Below are 17,688 nucleotides of genomic sequence, written 5' to 3'. Positions count from 1 at the left end.
CTCCTCCGCCCACCAACCCGCCCCCCAGCAGGCTTCACGCCCCGTGCGGGCAGCCGGCGCAAAACCGGTCCAGGCCAGCCCCAACGGCAACGGCAACGCCGGCCGTCCGGCAGCAGCCAGCGCGTACGCGACAGCACCGGGAACCAACGGAGGCTCCGCCCAAGCGCCGGGAGCGCCGTCGGGCACCCAGCCGTCGGGCACCCAGGAACAGGCCGGCCACGCCGGAGCCCGCCGCCCGGGCCAGAAACTCAGCCGCTACCAGCAGCTGCTCAATGAGGCAGCCCAGCGCGGCGGGGTTGCCCCGGCCGCCTCGGCCCGCGGCAACGTAGACTTGGCCTACGTCGAAGATGTACCCAGTGCCGACGATGTAACACTTGAAGATTCAGGGCTGGTTGGCCGCAAGGCGATCGAGCGGATCCTGGGCGGACGGCTGATTGAGGAACGAAGCCTCGACGGCCACGGCGTCCACCGGTAGCCGTCAGCAACTAACCGGAACAACAACTATTTCCCTAAGAAGGCCACGTGTACGAAGGTGCGGTTCAGGAACTGATCGACGAGTTGGGCCGCCTCCCCGGCGTGGGCCCCAAGTCGGCCCAGCGGATCGCGTTCCACATCCTTGAGTCCAACGCCGAGGACATGTCCCGGCTGGCTTCGGCCATTGTGACGGTGAAGGAAAAGGTGAAGTTCTGCCAGGTGTGCGGCAACGTCACTGAGCAGGAGACCTGCAACATCTGCCGGGACCCCCGCCGCGACCCCACCATGATCTGTGTGGTCGAGGAGTCCAAGGACGTGATCGCCGTCGAGCGCACCCGCTCCTTCCGCGGCCGCTACCACGTTCTGGGCGGCGCAATTAATCCGATCGCCGGCGTCGGCCCGGACCAGCTGCGCATCCGTGAACTGCTCAGCCGGCTCTCCGATGAGCAGATCAGCGAAATTATCATCGCCACCGACCCGAACCTCGAAGGCGAGGCCACGGCCACCTACCTGGTCCGTATGCTCAAGACCCTCGGCATCACCGTCACGCGGCTGGCTTCCGGCCTGCCCGTCGGCGGCGACCTTGAATACGCCGACGAAATCACCCTGGGCCGCGCCTTCGAAGGACGCCGCAGCCTCAGCTAGGAGCGGTTGGCAGCCTCCTACGCGATCCGGGTGCCTGCCGCCAGCCTTTGTGCAGGCGTACGCAGCCGGCGCCAGGCCAGCACCAGTGCCAGTGCTGCTCCCGCGAACTGCACGGTGAGTCCCAGCGGCCAGATGGGGAACGACGACGCCGGGGCGTCGAAAGCGCGCGGCTCGCCGTTGATGCACTGGGGTCCGCTGGATTCGGCTCCTGCCTGTGCGTACCGGACTGCCTGGCCGATTCCCTGCAGCGGGCCTCCGCTCATGCCGTCGTCAGAGTACGGCAGGGCGTCCGCCAGCACCACAAAGGGATTCGCGGCCAGGAGCCAGGCGGTGCGGTCTGTGTGGTAGACATCGACTTCAAACAGCGGCCCCACACAGCTGAATTCGGATTCGGTACCGGAGGGCTGCGGATAGGCGTCCTCCCACTGCGGCATGTTGGCTTCCACGGTTCCGCGGACCAGCGGCGTACTCAGGCCAAAGGCAATGACGGTGCCGATGGACAGCAGGGCCACCAGCATGTAAGTCACCACGATCGAAAACAGCGGCCGGTTGGCGAGCGTGGACACCGCCACTCCCAGTGCACACACCACCCCCAGCTCGAGCCCGAGCATCAGCAGGGAGATTGCAGCAATGCCGGGGTTCACCCCGCCCAGTGCCAGCGCCCACAGCAGGAACGGGACACTGGCGGCCAGGAACCCGAGGGAAGCGATCCAGGACGCCAGCCATTTGCCGGCGAGCAGTTGTCCGGGCCGCAGCAGCGTCACCTGCAGGACCGCCAGAGTTCCGGCTGCCCGGTCACCGTTCACGGCGTTCGCTGAAAGGGCAGGTGCCACCAGCAGCCCGAAGAACAGCACAAAGGCGACCATGAGTTCGAAGAGCACCTGGCCTGCAGCGGCCTCCTGGTCTGTCACCCAGGCCGTGAACGCTGCCACCAGGCCGATCACCACAAACCAGACTGCCAGCAGGATGTACCAGCCGCGGGAGCGCAGCCGCTGTTTCATCTCCAGTGCAAAAACAGTCCCGACGCCCTTGAAGAAACCGAGTCCGGTGTCTTGCGGGCTGAGTGCTGTACTCATGGCTTCTCGGCCTCCAGGCTCATGTATGTCTCCTCCAGTGCTCCGCTGGCCGGCGCGAAGGCATAAACCTCGACGCCGGACTGCACCAGGTGCCGCAGCACGTCCGCGGCCTGCTCCTCACCGCCGAGCTGCACCCGCACGTGGCTGCGCCGGGTTCCCTCCCCCACGGCCGCGGCCAGGCCGCGGGCTTCCAATGCCCGCAGCAGCGTGCCGGTGTTCCGGGCGCTGACGGCGTACCAGCGCAGCTGCGTCGCGGCGTCGTCCAGGCTTTGTGTCTTGACGGTCACACCGCCGGAGACGAACACCGCACGGTCTGCCATCTCATCCAGTTCGGAGAGCACATGGGAAGAGACCAGGATGGTCTTGCCGGCGGCTGCCAGGCGCCGCAGCAGCAGCCGAAGCTCCACGCGGGAGCCCGGATCCAGCCCAGAGGCCGGCTCATCGAGCAGCAGCACTGCCGGATCGTGGATGAGCGCACGGGCCAGGCTCAGCCGCTGCTGCTGTCCGCGGGACAAGACCCTCGCCGGTTTGTCAGCGAAGTCGGACAGCCGCACTTCGGCGAGCAGTTCCCCGGCCCGCTGCGCGGCCGCGGCAGGTGCCATGCCGTACAGCTTGCCCATCGTGACCAGGATTTCAGTCGTGGTCAGCGAGTCCCAGACGCCCAGGGTGTCCGGCATCCAGCCAACGGAGCGCCGCACGGCCAGCGGATCCGTCACCGGGTCGGCACCGGCGATCCGGATACGCCCTGAATCCGGGGCCAGGAGGGATGCCAGCATCAGCAGCAGGGTCGTCTTGCCGGACCCGTTGGGGCCGATCAATCCGGTGACGGCGCCCGGCGGCGCCTCGAACGTCATGCCGCGGACGGCCTGCACTGTCCCGAAGCTGCGCGCAACGCCGTCGGCGGTTATTCCGCCCGGTTCCTCAGTAGTCCCCATCGGGTCACCCTATAGTCCGGATCTCCCGTCCCAGCCTGTCTGCAGGTATATGTCGCAGTACTTCCGGACGGCCGGCCCCGGCAACTTTCCCTGTACGGGATTCGTTAAGTACAGGTTGAGCGGCATGTCGGCGCCATTTCAGTGCCGCAGCAGCGCCGCTATAGACTTTGGAAGTTGGCCGCCGTCGTGCGGCCTTTTCCACGGACATTTATTGCCGCAGCGGCATACACGCCGCCGGCAGCAACTTGGAAGAGTTCCAGAGAGCGTGTACGCATGAGCCTGATAGTGCAGAAATTCGGCGGATCCTCCGTATCGGACGCCGAAGGCATCAAGCGCGTCGCCAAGCGCGTAGTGGATACCCAGAAAGCCGGGAACGACGTCATTGTGGTGGTCTCCGCCATGGGCGACAGCACCGACGAGCTGCTGGACCTGGCCGGACAGATCACCACCGGCGCCTACCCGCGTGAGATGGACATGCTGCTGAGCTCCGGGGAACGCATCTCCATGGCCCTGCTGGCCATGGCCATCAACGAACTCGGTGCCTCAGCCCAGTCCTTCACCGGCAGCCAGGCCGGCATGATTACCGATGCGATCCACGGCAAGGCCCGGATCATCGACGTCTCCCCGCACCGGATCAAGACGGCCATCGAAAAGGGCGACGTCGCGATCGTCGCCGGTTTCCAGGGCATGAGCCGGGACAGCCACGACATCACCACCCTGGGCCGCGGCGGCTCGGACACCACCGCCGTTGCCCTTGCAGCAGCGCTCGACGCCGATGTGTGCGAGATCTACACGGACGTCGACGGCGTCTACACCGCCGATCCGCGGGTGGCCCCGACCGCCCAGAAGATCGAGCAGATCTCCAGCGAGGAAATGCTCGAGATGGCGGCATCAGGTGCCAAGATTCTTCACCTGCGCTGCGTGGAATACGCCCGCCGCTTCGGAGTGCCGCTGCATGTGCGGTCCTCCTTCAGCCAGCATGAGGGGACCTGGGTACTGCCCAGCCCGGATGACAAGATCAAGATTCAAGAGGGAGAACCCTTGGAACAGCCCATCATTTCCGGCGTCGCGCATGACCGCTCCGAAGCCAAGCTCACCGTCGTGGGCGTCCCCGACATCCCCGGCAAGGCCGCGGAGATCTTCGGCATCGTGGCAGGCGCCAACACGAACATCGACATGATCGTGCAGAACGTCTCCACCAAGGGCTCCGGCAAGACGGACATTTCCTTCACCCTGCCCATCGTTGACGGGCAGGCCGCCATGGCTGCGCTGAACGCCGCGAAGGCCGAGGTTGGCTTCGACAGCATCGACTACGACGAGCAGATCGGCAAGCTCTCCCTGATCGGTGCCGGTATGCGTTCCAACCCGGGCGTCTCGCACAAGTTCTTCGAGGCGCTGCACCTGGCCGGCGTGAACATCGACATGATCTCGACGTCGGAAATCCGCATCTCCGTGGTCACCAGCGCTTCCAAGCTCGACGACGCAGTCCGTGCGGTTCACGCAGCGTTCGGGCTCGACGGCGAAGCGGAAGCCACCGTGTACGGCGGCACCGGCCGCTAGCCGCAGCTCAGCGACGAAGGGCGTCCGGGAAACCGGGCGCCCTTTTTCGCGCGGCGTACGCGTTCAGCCGGTCAGTACAGGTGTTCGCGGAAGAGCGGCGAGTGCATGTAGTCCTGGTACACCACAGGTTCTGCCGGTTCGCGGTGCGGCTTGCCGTCCACGTACTCCCGGTCCACTCCGTAGTGGTGCCCCTCGCTGTCTATTTCAACGACGTAGTCGGTCAGTTCGGATTGCGGAAACTCATCTTCGGGCAGCTTCGGCTCTCCGCCGCTGCCCGGATCCGGCATGGTTGCCATGTGGATCCCCTCCTTCAAGGACCAACGCAGGTCCCTTCAGGATAGGGTTCCGGGGCGGAAAAGGACCCTACCTGCGAAAAAGTCAGTCCTTCTTGCGGGGCAGGATGTAACTGCTGCCGTCCGCCCTCTTTACCGTTTCCCACATGGCCTTCTCCTCGGCCTGCTGGGCTTCGAGGAGGCGCTTGTTTTCTTCGGTCATGTCATGGGTCAGGGAGGAGCTTTGGGCGGGGCCAAAGATGAGCCTGGCCTTGCCGGTTACACGCATGAATTTTGCCGTGAAGCTTTCCCGAGCTGCCATGAGAGATGTCCCTTCCGAGGTTTACCTGTGACCTATAGTACGCTAATTGTTAGTGCCCTAAGCATTTGTGGCTTCAGCCGCTGGGCCCGCCAGACAGGGAAGAAGGACTCAATGGACACCGGCACCGCAGACGACGATCTGCTGTTAGAACACCAGCTTTGCTTTGCCCTGTCCGTTGCCTCGCGCTCCGTCGTCGGCGCCTACCGGCCCGTGCTCGACGAGCTGGGCATCACCCACCCGCAGTACCTGGTCCTGCTGGCCCTCTGGGAAGATTCCCCCCGCACGGTCCGCAACCTGGGGGACACCCTGCTGATGGAACCGGCCACTCTTTCTCCCATGCTGAAGCGGCTGGAAAGCGCGGGCCTGGTGGAGCGCAACCGCGCTCCGGGCAACGACCGCGCCCTGGCCGTGGACCTGACCGGAAAGGGGCGGGCGCTCCGCCAGCAGGCGACGCAGATACCGGCCGCCATGCTGGAACGGCTGCAGCTAACCCGGGAGGAAGTCCACCAGTTGAACACCACCATGCGCCGGCTCATCCAGGCCACCCAGCTTCCGGAGCGCCACACACAGCAGTGAATGTGCAAATTGAGTGCCCCGAGAGGCACAATAGTACGCACAGAATAACAAACCGGTAACGATCAGCACGTGGTATATAAGCCGCCTTATAAGTCAAAACTGCAAACCGAATCGAACTACTCTTCTTCGCGTCCCACATAAAGCACCAAATGGGCGGGGTGTCTCCGCCCACAAGGAGAAGATTCCCGTGGCAACACCCCCCTCATCGCGGCACCAAACGCCCCCCGCGACGCCCTCCGGCAGCGCGGGAGGTGGATCCCCAAACGGTTCCGGGGCATCGGGGGCAACACCGCGAAAGGCCTCAATCGGCCAGCGCGCTGCCCGTGCCCTGCGCAGGGACAAGAAAAATTACCCGCATGACACCCATCCCGGGCTGGTTCCCGGCATCGCTGTCGACGAGCAGCGCGTACGCTACGGCACCGACCCCCTGGTGTTCGGTGTTGCCGCCGTGCTCATCCTGGGCTTCGTCGCCTGGGGTGTGTTCTCCACGGAGTCGCTAAAGTCGGTCTCCGACGTGGCGCTGGGCTGGGTTGTGACCAACACCGGCTGGCTCTTCAGCTCACTTATCGCCGTGATCCTGGTCTTCATGCTTTTTGTCGGCTTCAGCCGCTACGGCAAGATTCCCCTCGGTGTGGACGGCGAAAAGCCCGAGTATTCAACGTTCTCCTGGGTCGCCATGATGTTCTCCGCCGGAATCGGCATCGGCCTGTTCTTCTTCGGACCGTACGAGCCCCTGTCCTACTTCATGACACCAAACCCCGGCGAGGCAGTCCCCGAAACCGCAGTGGCGCTGCACAAGGCCATGGCACAGTCCTTCTTCCACTGGGGCTTCAATGCCTGGGCGATTTACGCGCTGGTCGGCGCTGCTATTGCTTATGGTTCCTTCCGTCGCGGGCGGGTGCCCCTCATGAGCGCCATCTTCACCCCGCTGCTCGGACGACGGAAGACCGAAGGCGTGGCCGGGCGCCTGATCGATATGTTCGCAATCGTCGCGACACTCTTCGGCACGGCGGCGTCACTCGGCATCGGCGCCATGCAGATTGGCCGGGGCGTGGAGATCATCAGCGGCATCGGGCGGCTTCCCAACGCAGTCCTGATCGGCATCATCGCCATCCTGACGGCAGCATTCATCGCCTCGGCAGTCTCCGGAATCGGCAGGGGCATCCGCTGGCTCTCCAACGTCAACATTTCCCTTGCCATCATCCTGGTCGCCTTCATCTTCCTGACCGGGCCGACCCTGTTCCTGCTCAACCTCATTCCCTCTTCGCTGGCCGAATACCTGTCCGACCTCCTGCACCTGATGAGCAAGGGCCCGTCCTGGGGTGCCGAAGCAGCGGACTTCTCGGCCAACTGGACCGTCTTCTACTGGGCCTGGTGGATTTCCTGGTCCCCCTTCGTCGGCATCTTCCTGGCGCGCATCTCCCGCGGCCGGACACTGCGTGAATATGTGCAGTACGTGCTTGTAGTGCCCACCCTTGTCTCGGTGATCGCTTTCGGCGTCTTCGGCGGCACGGCTATCTGGATGCGCATGCAGGGCATGGACATCTCTGCCGACGGCGCTCCGGAATCCCTTTTCTTCCAGGTCCTGGACGGACTGCCGCTGAGTACCATCACCCCGCTGCTGGCGATGTTCTGCATCGCCATTTTCTTCATTACCTCGGCGGACTCCGCTTCCCTGGTCATGGGCAGCCTGTCGCAGCGCGGCAAACCGCAACCTGACCGGAAAGTCACCGTCTTCTGGGGCCTGGCCATGATGGGCATTGCCGTGGTCATGCTGCTGGTGGGCGGAAACCAGGCGCTGTCCGGGCTGCAGAACCTGATCATCGTCTCGGCCTTGCCGTTCGCTGTGATCCTGGCGCTGATGATGGTTGCCCTGATCCGGGATCTGCAGACTGACCCGCTGATCATCCGCCGGGAGTATGCAACGGCCGCCCTGGAGAACGCCGTCCGTGCCGGGATCGACGAGCACGGCGACGACTTCGCGATCACGGTGGAGAAAACGCCCCACGGGCAGGGGGCCGGAGCCGACTTCGATTCCCACGACCGCACCGTCACGGACTGGTACCAGCGCACCGACGAAGACGGAAAGCCAGTGGAGTACGACTACGAATCAGGTGAATATGCCGACGGCTGGACGGCCGACGACGATTCTGCGGCCGCCGCGGAGCCAGACACCGGCAACGGGGACTCTGATCAGGACCGAGGCAGCGGGGCGTCCGGGGATCACCGCCGGACCCCGGTCAGCTAGGCCCTTGAGCGGCACGGCGGGATAATGGGTGGCGTGAGCCTCCCTTATTCCGCCGTGCTGGCCGAGGACCAGTGGCTAGCCCGGCAAGCCGTCTACCAGGAGCGGGTCCGCCCGTTCACGGAAGGCTTCCTGCGGCGGCGCTCCGCCGGGCAGAAACACCCGGTGGAGGACTTCCTCTTCACTTACTACTCCCTGAAACCCGGCCAGCTAATGCGCTGGCACCCGGGCGCCGGCGTCGTGCTTACCGGTGCCGCAGCGGCGGAGCGGGCGGACTGGAAGTTCTACCGGCCTCTGGCACAGGAGGAACTGGCCGCGGCCGGCCTGGACCCGGAGATCCAGGCGGTCACCGTGGACGTGGCCGGCTTTGCCGCCGCGCGCGGAACGGCCGCCGGCTTCACCCGGATGCTGCTCTCCCGCACCGCTGCACGGAAACCGTCGCTGGGCTGTTTCGGCATGCATGAGTGGGCAATGGCCTACAAATCCGACGTGAACGGAATCCGGCATGAATACCTCGGCCTGCGGCTGGGCGCCCAGGGGACGGATGATCTGGTGGAGCAGAGCCGAATCCGCTGCACCCACTTCGATGCGTTTCGGTTTTACGCGCCGGAGGCCATTGGACTCAATGAACTGACTCCCACCCGGGAAAACCAGCGCGACCTGGAACAGCCCGGCTGCCTGCACGCGAACATGGACCTGTACAAGTGGGCCTACAAGCTGACGCCGCTGCTTCCCGCGGACCTGGTGATGGACTGCTTCGAGCTGGCCTGGCGGATCCGGGAAATGGATATGCGGGCCTCACCCTACGATTTGCGGGACTGGGGATATGAACCAATCCAAGTAGAGACGCCGGCGGGGCGGGCGGCGTACGCTTCCCTCCAACGCGGTTTTGCCGAGGAATCGCAGCAGCTGCGGGTCCGCATCCTGGACCTGCTTGAGCCGTTCCAGGAGCAGCTATGCACCCCGAACCCAGTGGAACTGTCCACCGCACCGGCGAAGAATCCTACAACCTGGTCCTGACCCGCCGCCTCTCCGGGAGCCCCGAAGAGGTCTGGCCCAGCTTTACCGACGCGGAGCAGACTGCGGCGTGGATCGGGCGCTGGGACGGCTCTCCCGAACCCGGCACAGCCTTTGACTTCCAGATGCTTTATGAAGAGGAGCAGCCAAACAGCCGCGCCCGGCTCTCCCAGTGCGTGCCCGGGCAGCGGCTGCGCGTCCTTATGGAGGACGAAGGCGGAAGCTGGGATCTGGAAGTCCGGCTGTGGGACGACGACGGCGGCACCCGGCTCGAGTTCATTCAGCACCTGGCGGATCCGGCCGCCGCTGAAGATACCGGCCCGGGCTGGGAGTACTACCTTGACCGGCTGAGCGCTGCGCGCAGCGGCGGGACCATGCCGGATTTCGACCAGCACTACCTCGATCAGGGTCCCCACTACGCCTCGCAGGCACAGAACGCAGCCGCCTCTCCCCCACCGACCTGACCCCCTTCCCATCAGGCACTGCGGGCATTGGCTAGGCTGTATGCCAATCGACTCGGAAGGTCTCACCACATGCTGAACCGCCTGCCCCGCACAGTAATGGCCCTTGCCGCTGCAGCCCTGCTGCTCGCAGGGTGCGCCGACTCGAATCCGGGCAGCGCGCCGTCGTCCTCCGAGCCCGCACCCTCGCCCTCCACAGCCGCTTCCTCGCCCGCTGCTGTACCCGCTGCGGCCACCTCGCTCAGCGTGGAGCTGATGGCCGACGGCGAAGCCATCACGGACAGCTGGACGCTGGAGTGCGAAGGCGCCAATCCGGCGGGCGAATCGAACGCCCCCGATCCCGCAGCGGCATGCGCTGCACTCGCCGAAGGCGGAACCGGCCTCTTCGCCGAACCGGGCAGCGACGTCGCCTGCACCATGCAGTACGGCGGTCCGCAGCGGGCCACTGTCAGCGGCACGGTGAACGGTGAAGCGGTCGAGGCGGAATTCGCGGCGTCGGACGGGTGCCAGATCAGCCGCTGGGAGGCGCTTAGCGGACTGCTTGGTCCGGCAACGGGGGCAATGTAGCGGGTCCGGCGGGGCTTCCGGCGGCGGGCAGATCCCGCTTGCGGCGCAGGTAAACCTGCTTGCGCACCCGTGCCACCACGTCCCCGCTGGAATCCCGGATTTCCACGGTGAACCACTCGAGTACTTTCGCGCCCCCGGACACGGCCTGGCGCAGCCGCTCGATGTCAGCTTCCGTGATGGCGAAATGGGCGTACACGTCGCCCTTGCCCGGCTTGATGAAGTCCACCTCTGCTGCGCGGTCCCAGATGACGTTCTCCTTGCCCAGATGGCGCAGGAGCAGCATCATCCAGAACGGGTCCGTCATGGCGAAGAGGCTGCCGCCGAACAGCACGCCCGCAACATTGCGGTTCCACCAGTGCAGCCGCAGCCGGACCGTGGCGGAGAGGAAGTCTTCGGGCAGCTCCGTGATCTTGATGCCGGAGAAGAGGAAGGGCGGCCAAAGGTTCATGGAGCGCCGGACAATTCCCGGGCGGGCAGCAACGAGTTTCACCGGTCCACTGTACCGAGTGTGATCCAGGCCATTCCAACTTCCATACTAAGTACCCTTAGGTCTATTATTGAATCAGCTTGCTTACTATCCACGTACGGACCGCGCTGTGACAGGCGCGCCGGGCTTAACCGGAGGAACCAGATTGTCGATTGAAGCAACACCCGAAGACCCGCAGTGCCCCGCCGTTCCGGGCACGCAGGCACCCGCCGAGTACGTGCCGTGGTGCTCGTACTGCGGCACCGATGAGTACCTGATCATCGAATCCGTGGAGCCGTCCAGGACTGCCGATGCGGCCGAGTTCCTGGAGATCAGCTATACCTGCGGCGAATGTGACCGCTTCTACGGCCACCCCGTCCGCCATTCCCCGCTGTGGGCCCGCGTGGCCATCGCCGAACCGGCCGAGACCGAGTACCTGCACTGCGGTGAGCCGATGAAGCCAAAGGACACCCGCACAGTCTCCCTCTCCGAGCCGCTGAGCACGGAGCCGGATGCCGGCACCGGGGATGTGCGCCTGGAGATCAACATCCTGCGCTGCAGCTGCGGCTTCCAGATCGAGCTTCCGGCCTAGCCCTACAGGCAGCCAAAACTCAAATCGAGATAGCAGAAAGTGCTCGTTTCAGCCCTGTAACGAGCACTTTCTGCTATCTCGGTGTGCGGCCGTAGAATGAAGGAGCAAGCTCGCGGAGCGCTGAATCAGCGTGAGACGGCAAGGTCCGCGGCCACCCCTTTTCACTCACAGGAGTTACCGGATGCCCCGGATCGTTGTTGACGTCATGCCCAAGCCCGAGATCCTGGATCCGCAGGGCAAAGCTATTGCCGGCGCGCTGCCGCGGCTGGGCCTCACCGGTTTCACCGGCGTCCGCCAGGGCAAGCGTTTCGAACTCACCGTTGACGGCGACGTCACCCCCGAAATCCTCGAGCAGGCCCGCACCGCGGCCGCCACTCTGCTCTCCAACCCCGTGATCGAAGACGTCACCCGCGTCGAAGTTATTTCGGAGGCCTGATCTTGAGCACCCCGCTGATCGGCGACTACTCCGTCGCGCCGGAAGACGCAGCCCTGCGCGCCGTCCGCGTCGGCATCATCACCTTCCCCGGCACGCTTGACGACCGCGACGCCGCACGCGCCGTGCGCCTGGCCGGCGGCACCGCCGTCGAGCTCTGGCACGGTGACGCGAACCTGCACGACGTCGACGCCGTCATCATCCCCGGCGGTTTCTCCTACGGCGATTACCTGCGCGCCGGAGCGATCTCCCGGTTCGCGCCGCTGATGGAGAAGGTCGTGGATGCATCCAAGGGCGGCCTGCCCGTACTCGGCATCTGCAACGGCTTCCAGGTCCTCACCGAGGCGCATCTGCTGCCCGGTTCGATGATCAAGAATGACCACCTGAAGTTCATGTGCCGTGACCAGCTGCTGCGTGTGGAGAACAACACCACCGCCTGGACCTCTGCCTACGCGCAGGGCGAAGGCATGGTCATTCCGCTGAAGAACCAGGACGGCCAGTACGTCGCCGACGAAAAGACCCTGGATGAGCTTGAGGGCGAAGGCCGCGTGGTCTTCCGCTACGACGGCTTCAACCCCAACGGCTCGCGCCGCGACATCGCCGGCATCACCAACGCCGCCGGCAACGTCGTCGGCCTGATGCCGCACCCCGAACACGCTGTGGAAGCCGGCTTCGGCCCGGATTCCTCCGCCCGAGGCAACGTCGCACTGCGCGGCGGCACCGACGGAATCGGCGTCTTCACCTCTGTACTCACCTCGCTCGTTGCCGGAGGCAAATAATGACCGTGTCCGCGAACTCCACCGCCGAGCAGAAAAAGTTCAACATCGACACCGTTGAGCACGCGGCGTCCACCCCGGACACCCCGCTGCCCTGGGCCGAACTGGGCCTGAAGGAAGACGAGTACAACCGCGTCGTCGAGATCCTGGGCCGCCGCCCCACCGCAGCTGAACTGGCAATGTACTCGGTCATGTGGTCCGAGCACTGCTCTTACAAGTCTTCCAAGGTGCACCTAAAGCAGTTCGGTGACAAGGTCACCGAGAAGATGAAGGAACACCTGCTGGTCGGCATCGGCGAGAACGCCGGCGTCGTCGACATTGGCGAGGGCTGGGCGGTCACCTTCAAGGTCGAATCCCACAACCACCCGTCCTTCGTGGAGCCCTACCAGGGTGCCGCGACCGGCGTCGGTGGCATTGTCCGCGACATCATCTCCATGGGTGCCCGCCCGGTTGCCGTGATGGATCCGCTGCGCTTCGGCGCGATCGACCACCCGGACACCGCCCGCCTGGTGCACGGCATCGTCTCCGGCATCGGCGGCTACGGCAACTCCCTGGGCCTGCCGAACATCGGCGGCGAAGTCGTCTTTGACTCTGTCTACCAGGGGAACCCGCTGGTCAACGCGCTGGCAGTCGGCGTTATGCGCCACGAGGACATCCGCCTCGCCAACGCCTCCGGCGCCGGCAACAAGGTGGTCCTCTTCGGTGCCCGCACCGGCGGCGACGGCATTGGCGGCGCTTCGGTGCTGGCTTCCGAATCCTTCGACGACGCCAAGCCCTCCAAGCGCCCTGCCGTGCAGGTGGGCGACCCGTTCGCGGAAAAGGTGCTCATCGAGTGCTGCCTGGAACTGTTCAAGGCCTCCGTGGTGGAGGGCATCCAGGACCTCGGTGCTGCCGGTATTTCCTGCGCCACCTCCGAGCTGGCCTCCAACGGCGACGGCGGCATGCACGTTGAGCTGACCAAGGTCCTGCTGCGCGACCCGTCCCTGACCCCGGGCGAGATCCTGATGTCCGAGTCGCAGGAACGCATGATGGCCGTCGTGACTCCGGAGAACGTCGAGGCGTTCGAAGCGATCATGGACAAGTGGAACGTCGAGTACTCCTGGCTGGGTGAAGTCACCGATACCGGCCGGCTGATCATCGACTGGGACGGCGAGACGATTGTCGACGTCGATCCGCGCACCGTTGCCCACGAAGGCCCGGTCTACAACCGGCCGTTCCACCGCCCCGAATGGCTCGACGACGTGCAGGCTGACTCGTTCGCTGCTGAGCGCCCGTTTGGCGGCGAAGCGGTGAAGCAGGCCGTGCTGGAGCTGATGGCGTCCCCGAACATGTGCGACAAGTCCTGGGTCACCAACCAGTACGACCGCTACGTGCAGGGCAACACCGCCCTCGCCATGCCCGACGACGCCGGCGTGATCCGCGTGGACGAGGAGACCGGCCTTGGCGTGGCAATCTCCACCGACGCCAACGGACGCTACACCTACCTGAACCCGTACGAGGGCGCCAAGCTGGCCCTCGCCGAGTCCTACCGCAACGTCGCTACCTCCGGCGCCCGTCCGATGGCCGTCACCGACTGCCTGAACTTCGGCTCCCCCGAGGACCCCGAGGTCATGTGGCAGTTCGCCGAGGCGGTCCGCGGCCTGGCCGACGGCTGCCAGGAGCTTGGCGTGCCCGTCACCGGCGGCAACGTCTCGCTCTACAACCAGACCGGCGGCGTCGCCATCCACCCCACCCCCGTGGTGGGCGTGCTCGGCGTGTTCGACGACGTCTCCCGCCGCACGCCGTCGGGCTGGCGCGAAGACGGGCAGGCCATCTACCTGATGGGCGTCACCCGCGACGAGCTGGACGGTTCCGAGTTCGCCAACCTGCGCGGACACCTGGGCGGCCTGCCGCCGAAGGTGGATCTGCAGGCGGAGAAGCTGCTGGGCGACCTGCTGATCAACGCTTCACGCGACGGCATGATCGACGCGGCGCACGACCTCTCCGAGGGCGGCCTCGCGGCTGCGCTGTCCGAGATGGCGCTGCGCTTCGGCGTCGGCGCCCGGATCGGGCTGGATGAAGTGGCCGAGCGCGACGGCGTGGACCTGTTCACGCTGCTGTTCTCCGAGTCCCAGGCACGCGCCGTCGTTTCCGTGGCCCGCAGCGAGGAAGTCCGGTTCAAGGACATGTGCAGCGCCCGCGGCTTTGCGCACTCCCGCATCGGCGTCGTGGACACCGAGATCGGCGCGCTGGACTTCCAGGGACACTTCGTCCTGCCGCTGGATGAACTGAAGGAAGCCCACGAGGGAACCCTGCCGAAGCACTTCGGCTAACCCTTCCCTCCCCCATCGAGAGGCCAGTTACGGCTCGTTTGAAACGTCATACGAGCCGTAACTGGCCTCTCGTTTTGGGTTTGGGGAGGCTCAGGCGGCAGATCGTCCTGCGCGCCAGCCGGCCGCCCACAGCGCAGCCCTGACCTTCTCCACTGCCGGCCGGGCGCCGTCGACCATGTGCCGCCTCGATATACGCACCTCTGTCCACCCGAGCGCGCGGGTCCGCTCTTCGCGGCTGATGTCGCGTGCCACCTGTTCCGGGTCCGAATGCCCGGCACCCTCATATTCAACCGCCACCCGGTACTTCCGGTAGCCCAGGTCCGGTTCGTGGTGAAGGACGCCGGCGTCGTCGACAATCGGCGCATTGACCTCCGGTTCCGGCAAGCCGGCTTCACCGAGCGCCAGCCTCAGCAGAGTTTCCGGCGGGGAGTCCGCGCCTACCCGGCTCAAACCCAGGGCCTCACGTGCCGTCCGGATACCGCGCTGGCCTGGATGGCGCCCGAGGATCGCGTCGAGGTTTTCCTTCGTGGCGTACGGCTCCCGACGTCCCTCAAAAGCTTCCCTCGGGAAACGGATTAGGTAGTCTGCCACTACTGTCAGGTCTTGGATGCTCAGGATGTTCGCCAGATCCAGCCATGTCCGTTCCCGCGATGTGATGACCAAGCCGTCTAGGGTCGTCACCTCGTCGGGCAGGAGCCGAGCCCGGTGACCGACGACGCCGACCCTGCGCGGGCGGGCAAGCCCGGCCGGTCGGGTGATGTGCACGTCCGCTGCTTCAGCGAAGCGCATCGGGAGCGGGAACCCCCAGGCTTCCGCCGCCGTCGTGTGCGAAGCAACTGAGAATGATGTGACCCGGGTGTACGCCGCAATGCGTTCCGGTGCCGTCAATTCACGGTGCCTCTGGTCCAGGTTATCCACTGCCCGGATAGCCCGGCTGATCCGCCGGATACGGATGTGCCTCAGCCGCTCCCTGCTCACTCCAAGGGCATCCGAGTCGTAGACGGTGAAAAACCGCGGACCCAGCGCGTCAGGTAATTCCTTGGGTGTTCTCATGACGAGCATTATGGTTTGACGAGCGAAACCGCGGATTTTGTTATCCACACCTCATCGAGAGGCCAGTTACGGCTCTTTTCGGCGCTCAAACGAGCCGTAACTGGCCTCTCGATGGTGGACAATATTGCCGTGACCATCCTTTCGAATGAGCCGGTACCCGCCAGCAGCCTGCTGACTGCGCGGTTGGAACTGGCTGCGATGTCGGCGGCAGACGTCGATGCCCTGATAGTCGGCACCCGCTGCGAGCTGTGGGCCGACGACTTTCCCCAAGGCGTCGACGAAGACGCCGCCCTGCAGTATTTCCAGGCAGGTTTGCTGGGCCCGCGTGCCGGGACCTTTGGGGCACGGCTGATCCGCGAGCGCGGCGGCCTGGTGATCGGCACCATTGGTTTCCTGGGCCCGCCCGTCGACGGCGCCGTGGAAGTCACCTACAACATCGTTCCCTCGCGGCAGAACCTCGGGTTCGCTACCGAAGCGCTCATCGCGCTGAGCAGGTTCGCGCTGAACCAGCCCGACGTCGGCTGCGTCACCGCCTACACCGACGAAGCCAACGAGGCCTCCGTTTCCCTGCTGCTGACGGCCGGGTTCATGCCGGTCGAATTCTCCGGACCCGCGCTGGCATTCGTGCTGCACAGCGAGACCCAGCTGCCCGACGCCGAAGACTGATCTGGTAGGGTCGGCCGTCAACCGAGGGGGACGGAATGAGGAAAGCATCGCGCAGCGACATGGCCATGCTTGCAGCCGGCCTGGTGCTTCTGGCTATGGGAACCGTCTCGGTAGCCGTGAACCTCCCGTATCTGCCCGACGGCGGCGGCTGGGACGCCGGCGTGCCCTGGGTTGCTGCGGGATGCGGCGTCGTGGGTTTTGCCTGCGGCCTGTGGTGCCTGGCCCAGTCTTGGCGCACCTCGGAGGTCACCGGCCTGGTGCTGCGAAGCGGCGGCGGCCTTATGTTCGGCGTGATCATGCTGGGCGTTTGCATCGCCTTGCTGCTGGCGGGCCTGACTGTTTCCCAGCCATCCGTGAGTACCGGCCTGCCGTCGCTGATCGCCTTCAACTTCATCCGCAGCCTGTTCACGCCCCGCCGGGAGGTTACTACGTCGCCTCCGCCAACCGCCGGGCAGCACGGTAACACCGGCAGGTAACCGGCTCCCGCTCCTCCTATGGGACGGGCGCGAGGTGGTCCTGGGATTGCGCACCGGCCTCAGCGGACACTGGTTTCCCGAAGAAGCCGGCAAGCACAAAGGCCATGGCAAGCGCCCCACCCCCAAATGCCGCCCGCTCGATTTTCGTCATGCGCCGGCGGAGCAGGGCAACGCCGGCGGCGGTGTTGGCTGCGCTCCACACGACGTTGGCTGCAGGGGAAGACGGGGCACGACCTGGCGGATTGGAAAACGGCGACGGGAACTCCCGGCCCTGAACGCCGCTAACACCGTGTGGAATGGCATTGACCAGAAAAACACCGGCTGCAAGGCTTGAAATCACGCGGGCGGCAGACATATAGCTCCTCAAGACGTTGGTGCTCGGCACTGTACCCGATGCTCCCCGGCCGTCACCGCGGCACCCGCTTCTAGGCACTCCCCGCGGCAAGACGCCGGGCAGCCCGGAAGTAGCGACGGGTGATCAGCTCCTGCGTCCACCGGTTAGCCGGACCGCCGGCCGCAACAAACCAGTTGGCGGGCCTGCTGTATGCCGCTACCCGGAAGAACAGCTGCCCTTCTGAAGTGAGCTCCGCGTAAAACCCTTCCTCCCCCGCTTCGGGATGGCCGCGCAGCGTGCCGTACCCGAATCCTGCACGCTGCCCCGGCACCGGCGCACCGCCCTCGAGCACCGGCTCGGCGCTCCACAGCACCCGGCACGGCGCCTGCCAGCGCAGCGGACCCAACCCCACCCCGGAGGCCATCTCCAC

The 17,688-nt window shown here is 65.6% G+C and carries 21 protein-coding genes and 1 pseudogene; 14 read left to right on the top strand and 8 right to left on the bottom strand.

All coding sequences use genetic code 11. The annotated features are described in order from the left end of the window. Together TVC13_RS16500 and recR are read left to right on the top strand one after the other, a co-directional pair. Positions 1–475: pseudogene (locus tag TVC13_RS16500) on the top strand (hypothetical protein); the annotation flags it as partial. Positions 476–522: 47 nt separating this feature from the next. Beyond that, the gene (gene recR, locus TVC13_RS16495; protein ID WP_422402234.1) at positions 523–1,119 is read left to right on the top strand and encodes a recombination mediator RecR; all 597 of its coding nucleotides are present in this window, start codon (positions 523–525) and stop codon (positions 1,117–1,119) included. A 17-nt stretch (positions 1,120–1,136) separates the two neighbouring features. Here the strand turns inward: recR and TVC13_RS16490 are convergent, their stop codons facing one another. Then, entirely contained in the window at positions 1,137–2,195 is a 1,059-nt protein-coding gene (locus TVC13_RS16490) for an ABC transporter permease (protein ID WP_422402233.1), read from the bottom strand. Continuing rightward, on the bottom strand, positions 2,192–3,130 hold the full coding sequence (locus TVC13_RS16485) for an ABC transporter ATP-binding protein (RefSeq protein ID WP_422402232.1): 939 nt from the start codon (positions 3,128–3,130) through the stop codon (positions 2,192–2,194). Before TVC13_RS16485 ends, TVC13_RS16490 begins: the two co-directional genes overlap by 4 nt. A gap of 273 nt (positions 3,131–3,403) precedes the next feature. Here TVC13_RS16485 and TVC13_RS16480 point away from each other — a divergent pair, with 273 nt between their 5' ends. Then, positions 3,404–4,690, top strand: a complete 1,287-nt coding sequence (locus TVC13_RS16480) for an aspartate kinase (RefSeq protein WP_422402231.1) — start codon at positions 3,404–3,406, stop codon at positions 4,688–4,690. A gap of 71 nt (positions 4,691–4,761) precedes the next feature. On the opposite strand, the gene TVC13_RS16475 is transcribed toward TVC13_RS16480, so the two are convergent. Together TVC13_RS16475 and TVC13_RS16470 are read right to left on the bottom strand one after the other, a co-directional pair. Further along, positions 4,762–4,986, bottom strand: a complete 225-nt coding sequence (locus TVC13_RS16475) for a hypothetical protein (RefSeq protein ID WP_422402230.1) — start codon at positions 4,984–4,986, stop codon at positions 4,762–4,764. A gap of 82 nt (positions 4,987–5,068) precedes the next feature. Next, positions 5,069–5,284, bottom strand: a complete 216-nt coding sequence (locus TVC13_RS16470) for a hypothetical protein (protein ID WP_091600680.1) — start codon at positions 5,282–5,284, stop codon at positions 5,069–5,071. A gap of 111 nt (positions 5,285–5,395) precedes the next feature. On the opposite strand from TVC13_RS16470, the gene TVC13_RS16465 reads away from it, so the two are divergent. The 5 genes from TVC13_RS16465 (at position 5,396) to TVC13_RS16445 (ending at position 10,150) form a co-directional block, all read left to right on the top strand. Next, positions 5,396–5,860, top strand: a complete 465-nt coding sequence (locus TVC13_RS16465; protein WP_422402229.1) for a MarR family winged helix-turn-helix transcriptional regulator — start codon at positions 5,396–5,398, stop codon at positions 5,858–5,860. A 187-nt stretch (positions 5,861–6,047) separates the two neighbouring features. Further along, complete coding sequence (locus TVC13_RS16460) at positions 6,048–8,108, top strand: BCCT family transporter (RefSeq protein ID WP_422402228.1); 2,061 nt, start codon at positions 6,048–6,050, stop codon at positions 8,106–8,108. Between the two features lie 24 nt (positions 8,109–8,132). Beyond that, positions 8,133–9,125, top strand: coding sequence for a 3-methyladenine DNA glycosylase (locus TVC13_RS16455; RefSeq protein ID WP_422402227.1), 993 nt, complete (start codon positions 8,133–8,135; stop codon positions 9,123–9,125). Further along, positions 9,062–9,586: an SRPBCC domain-containing protein gene (locus tag TVC13_RS16450; RefSeq protein WP_422402226.1), complete on the top strand. Its 525-nt coding sequence runs from the start codon at positions 9,062–9,064 to the stop codon at positions 9,584–9,586. The genes TVC13_RS16455 and TVC13_RS16450 overlap by 64 nt, the downstream gene beginning before the upstream one ends. A 69-nt stretch (positions 9,587–9,655) precedes the next feature. Next, complete coding sequence (locus TVC13_RS16445) at positions 9,656–10,150, top strand: serine protease inhibitor (RefSeq protein WP_422402225.1); 495 nt, start codon at positions 9,656–9,658, stop codon at positions 10,148–10,150. On the opposite strand, the gene TVC13_RS16440 is transcribed toward TVC13_RS16445, so the two are convergent. Then, complete coding sequence (locus tag TVC13_RS16440; RefSeq protein WP_422402224.1) at positions 10,113–10,640, bottom strand: DUF4442 domain-containing protein; 528 nt, start codon at positions 10,638–10,640, stop codon at positions 10,113–10,115. The genes TVC13_RS16445 and TVC13_RS16440 overlap by 38 nt on opposite strands. A 142-nt stretch (positions 10,641–10,782) precedes the next feature. Between TVC13_RS16440 and TVC13_RS16435 the strand changes: the two genes are divergently transcribed. From TVC13_RS16435 to purL, 4 genes are all read left to right on the top strand, one after another. Beyond that, a complete protein-coding gene (locus TVC13_RS16435) occupies positions 10,783–11,208 on the top strand; it encodes a hypothetical protein (protein WP_422402223.1) in 426 nt (141 codons plus the stop codon). A gap of 181 nt (positions 11,209–11,389) precedes the next feature. After that, the gene (gene purS / locus TVC13_RS16430) at positions 11,390–11,644 is read left to right on the top strand and encodes a phosphoribosylformylglycinamidine synthase subunit PurS (protein WP_066300964.1); all 255 of its coding nucleotides are present in this window, start codon (positions 11,390–11,392) and stop codon (positions 11,642–11,644) included. After that, on the top strand, positions 11,644–12,420 hold the full coding sequence (gene purQ, locus TVC13_RS16425; RefSeq protein WP_422402235.1) for a phosphoribosylformylglycinamidine synthase subunit PurQ: 777 nt from the start codon (positions 11,644–11,646) through the stop codon (positions 12,418–12,420). The genes purS and purQ overlap by 1 nt, the downstream gene beginning before the upstream one ends. Next, the gene (gene purL / locus TVC13_RS16420; protein WP_422402222.1) at positions 12,420–14,729 is read left to right on the top strand and encodes a phosphoribosylformylglycinamidine synthase subunit PurL; all 2,310 of its coding nucleotides are present in this window, start codon (positions 12,420–12,422) and stop codon (positions 14,727–14,729) included. Before purQ ends, purL begins: the two co-directional genes overlap by 1 nt. A gap of 90 nt (positions 14,730–14,819) precedes the next feature. On the opposite strand, the gene TVC13_RS16415 is transcribed toward purL, so the two are convergent. Next, positions 14,820–15,782, bottom strand: coding sequence for an endonuclease domain-containing protein (locus TVC13_RS16415; protein WP_422402221.1), 963 nt, complete (start codon positions 15,780–15,782; stop codon positions 14,820–14,822). Positions 15,783–15,911: 129 nt separating this feature from the next. Between TVC13_RS16415 and TVC13_RS16410 the strand changes: the two genes are divergently transcribed. Next, entirely contained in the window at positions 15,912–16,448 is a 537-nt protein-coding gene (locus TVC13_RS16410) for a GNAT family N-acetyltransferase (RefSeq protein WP_422402220.1), read from the top strand. A gap of 35 nt (positions 16,449–16,483) precedes the next feature. Continuing rightward, positions 16,484–16,924 (top strand): hypothetical protein, encoded by a 441-nt coding sequence (locus TVC13_RS16405; RefSeq protein ID WP_422402219.1) that lies wholly within the window; start codon positions 16,484–16,486, stop codon positions 16,922–16,924. 16 nt (positions 16,925–16,940) lie between these two features. Here TVC13_RS16405 and TVC13_RS16400 read toward each other — a convergent pair whose 3' ends face one another. Together TVC13_RS16400 and TVC13_RS16395 are read right to left on the bottom strand one after the other, a co-directional pair. Then, a complete protein-coding gene (locus tag TVC13_RS16400) occupies positions 16,941–17,279 on the bottom strand; it encodes a hypothetical protein (protein WP_422402218.1) in 339 nt (112 codons plus the stop codon). A gap of 70 nt (positions 17,280–17,349) precedes the next feature. Further along, on the bottom strand, positions 17,350–17,688 hold a 339-nt coding region (locus tag TVC13_RS16395; protein ID WP_422402217.1), incomplete at its 5' end, for a DUF1990 family protein.

Origin of the sequence: Arthrobacter sp. 3Tela_A, assembly GCF_049311025.1 — a bacterium.
GTDB lineage: Bacteria > Actinomycetota > Actinomycetes > Actinomycetales > Micrococcaceae > Arthrobacter_B.
The sequence above is the reverse complement of the archived record's forward strand: the minus strand, read 5'-3'. Positions and strand labels throughout refer to the sequence as shown.

Excerpts from the sequence above, each read along its gene's own strand:
- purL (WP_422402222.1), top strand. The coding sequence starts at position 12,420 with ATGACCGTGTCCGCGAACTCCACCGCCGAGCAGAAAAAGTTCAACATC.
- TVC13_RS16465 (WP_422402229.1), top strand. The coding sequence starts at position 5,396 with ATGGACACCGGCACCGCAGACGACGATCTGCTGTTAGAACACCAGCTT.
- TVC13_RS16455 (WP_422402227.1), top strand. The coding sequence starts at position 8,133 with ATGGGTGGCGTGAGCCTCCCTTATTCCGCCGTGCTGGCCGAGGACCAG.
- TVC13_RS16415 (WP_422402221.1), bottom strand. The coding sequence starts at position 15,782 with ATGAGAACACCCAAGGAATTACCTGACGCGCTGGGTCCGCGGTTTTTC.
- TVC13_RS16475 (WP_422402230.1), bottom strand. The coding sequence starts at position 4,986 with ATGGCAACCATGCCGGATCCGGGCAGCGGCGGAGAGCCGAAGCTGCCC.
- purS (WP_066300964.1), top strand. The coding sequence starts at position 11,390 with ATGCCCCGGATCGTTGTTGACGTCATGCCCAAGCCCGAGATCCTGGAT.
- TVC13_RS16485 (WP_422402232.1), bottom strand. The coding sequence starts at position 3,130 with ATGGGGACTACTGAGGAACCGGGCGGAATAACCGCCGACGGCGTTGCG.
- TVC13_RS16470 (WP_091600680.1), bottom strand. The coding sequence starts at position 5,284 with ATGGCAGCTCGGGAAAGCTTCACGGCAAAATTCATGCGTGTAACCGGC.
- TVC13_RS16400 (WP_422402218.1), bottom strand. The coding sequence starts at position 17,279 with ATGTCTGCCGCCCGCGTGATTTCAAGCCTTGCAGCCGGTGTTTTTCTG.
- TVC13_RS16445 (WP_422402225.1), top strand. The coding sequence starts at position 9,656 with ATGCTGAACCGCCTGCCCCGCACAGTAATGGCCCTTGCCGCTGCAGCC.
- TVC13_RS16450 (WP_422402226.1), top strand. The coding sequence starts at position 9,062 with ATGCACCCCGAACCCAGTGGAACTGTCCACCGCACCGGCGAAGAATCC.
- TVC13_RS16480 (WP_422402231.1), top strand. The coding sequence starts at position 3,404 with ATGAGCCTGATAGTGCAGAAATTCGGCGGATCCTCCGTATCGGACGCC.
- TVC13_RS16405 (WP_422402219.1), top strand. The coding sequence starts at position 16,484 with ATGAGGAAAGCATCGCGCAGCGACATGGCCATGCTTGCAGCCGGCCTG.
- TVC13_RS16490 (WP_422402233.1), bottom strand. The coding sequence starts at position 2,195 with ATGAGTACAGCACTCAGCCCGCAAGACACCGGACTCGGTTTCTTCAAG.